The sequence below is a fragment of the Mongoliitalea lutea genome (genome assembly GCF_014652135.1).
GTDB lineage: Bacteria > Bacteroidota > Bacteroidia > Cytophagales > Cyclobacteriaceae > Mongoliitalea > Mongoliitalea lutea.
Window position 1 is genome coordinate 1 of sequence record NZ_BMYF01000049.1, and the last position, 1900, is coordinate 1900.

The window sequence follows — 1900 nt, forward strand, 5'->3', positions numbered from 1 at the left end:
CATGTGTAATTTATGTTGTCGTAAACACAAAGTACACAAAATAGGGTAGGTTTAAGCAATTGAATCTACCCTTATTTTAAAATCGTTTCTCGGACACTAGTGATTCCGAATATCATTTTTTTGTTCATTTTAAGAAGTTTATACTTAGTTCATTGGTATTACGTCTCTTACTTCCACTGTGCCACCCATAAAAAGTATTGGGCATCTCTTTGCCAGTTCTGATGCAGATTCCATTGATTCTGCCTTCAAAACCATATTACCGCCTATGGTTTGTCCTTCAGCAATATGAAATCCGTCTTCGGTGTTTTGATTGGCAAAAATCTTTTTTCCTTCAAAACCTAATTGGTGTGTACTTACCAATTTGCCTTGCATAGCAATTCCACCAATAAATTCTCCCCAATGTTTGTACAATTCTGATAATTGTTGTGCTGTCGGCTCTTCGTTACTCGGTTCGTATCTGAACAGCAACATAAATTCTTTTAACTGTGTCATATTTTTAAAAATTTTAAGATTAATGATGTGGCAAAGTTCAGCCAATCAAAAAAAATAAAACTTGCCATATGACAAGAAAAACTATTCGCTTGCAATTTCTTTTCTAATTCGGCTCAATGAAGTGTCTGTAATGCCCAAAAATGTTGCAATATGCTTTAAAGATACATTTTGAACAACGTGAGGCTTTTCTTTGACCAACCTTAAATATCGGTCTTTGGCTTGGTCTGCTATCATTGAAATGCTATGTCGTTTTAGTGCAAAGTAGCTCCCTACTAATGTTGTTCTACCTTGTTCTCTAAAATTTCGGATGCTATGAAAAAGTTCTTGAAATGTCTCAAAGTCCAATTGCCAGCAAACACAATCAGAAAGTGCTTGGATATTCTCTCTTGTAGGGTTTCTTAAAAAGAAGGAAGGCCAATCAATAACAATGTCTCCAACTGAATAAAAATTTGTTGTAATATCATTTCCTTCGGTGTCAATAACGTAAGATCGTATAAAGCCACTTTGAATAAACCAATAATGGTTTGCTGTTTTACCTTCTTCTAATAAGAAACTATTCTTTTCGAACGTTACTTGTTTAAATTTGGAAATTGCAATTGCCTTTTCTTCTTTGGTCATATCCGTTTTGCCAAAGACATTGTTTAAGAAATGTTCTTGTGTCATATTTTTTATTTATCAATTTGTTTGTTTGCTCTGTCTCGGGTCTGTTAGTATTACCGCCAACGGGATTCAGCTTAGAGACGGCGGACTTTTGGAAACGTTCGCTTCCAACCTACTCCTAACTTCTTAAAGATACTAAACTTTCTATTTACTCGGAACTGCCCGCTTTATCCAAGGTGATGTTGTGCATTCGGCATTCTTTTTTAGTAAGCCATTTTTTTGTCGTTCAGCTCAACATTAAATTTTACACTTGCTCCCAAAACTTCAAATACCTTCATTATTGTCGAAAATCTGGCATCTGTGGTGCTGTTTTCAATTTTTGAGATTTGAGCCTTTTTTACTCCTACTAATTCCCCGAGCTGCTCTTGAGTTAAATTCCGCTCCTTCCTTGCCTGCTTAATGGCATAGCCCAATAAGTCAAGACGAAGTTCGTTCTCAAATTCATCCCTTTTTTTTGTTCCTTTTTTTCCGATATGCTTGTCGGTCAACTCCTCTAAACTGTACGTTTTCATTTTTTCCTCCCTTTTTCTTTTTTCTCTAGAAAATATTGCTCCATTAGCTTCCTCGCCTTATCAATTTCACCTTTTGGAACTTTTCCTGTCTTTTTTATCAGCCCATGGGTTGATATCACTACTGTATCTTCCTTGGCTGTTTTATCCCAAAAAGCAAATAGCCGATAATACGTTTTACTGAACTTGGTTCTAAACTCCCAAACTTCATCCTGAAGTTTTTTAAAAAGTTCTCGGTC

General features: G+C 35.7%; 4 protein-coding genes. All 4 read right to left on the reverse strand.

Features of this window, described 5'->3' with window-relative positions:
- Positions 1-144: 144 nt before the first annotated feature.
- Positions 145-492, reverse strand: coding sequence for a YciI family protein (locus IE080_RS19285; protein WP_229800756.1), 348 nt, complete (start codon positions 490-492; stop codon positions 145-147).
- An 81-nt stretch (positions 493-573) separates the two neighbouring features.
- Positions 574-1155, reverse strand: coding sequence for a Crp/Fnr family transcriptional regulator (locus tag IE080_RS19290; protein ID WP_189586805.1), 582 nt, complete (start codon positions 1153-1155; stop codon positions 574-576).
- A gap of 200 nt (positions 1156-1355) precedes the next feature.
- Positions 1356-1664: a helix-turn-helix domain-containing protein gene (locus tag IE080_RS19295; protein ID WP_189583722.1), complete on the reverse strand. Its 309-nt coding sequence runs from the start codon at positions 1662-1664 to the stop codon at positions 1356-1358.
- Positions 1661-1900: type II toxin-antitoxin system RelE/ParE family toxin (locus IE080_RS19300; protein ID WP_189583718.1), on the reverse strand; the 240-nt coding region annotated here is incomplete at its 5' end. The genes IE080_RS19300 and IE080_RS19295, both read right to left, overlap by 4 nt.

Excerpts from the sequence above, each read along its gene's own strand:
- IE080_RS19290 (WP_189586805.1), bottom strand. The coding sequence starts at position 1,155 with ATGACACAAGAACATTTCTTAAACAATGTCTTTGGCAAAACGGATATG.
- IE080_RS19295 (WP_189583722.1), bottom strand. The coding sequence starts at position 1,664 with ATGAAAACGTACAGTTTAGAGGAGTTGACCGACAAGCATATCGGAAAA.
- IE080_RS19285 (WP_229800756.1), bottom strand. The coding sequence starts at position 492 with ATGACACAGTTAAAAGAATTTATGTTGCTGTTCAGATACGAACCGAGT.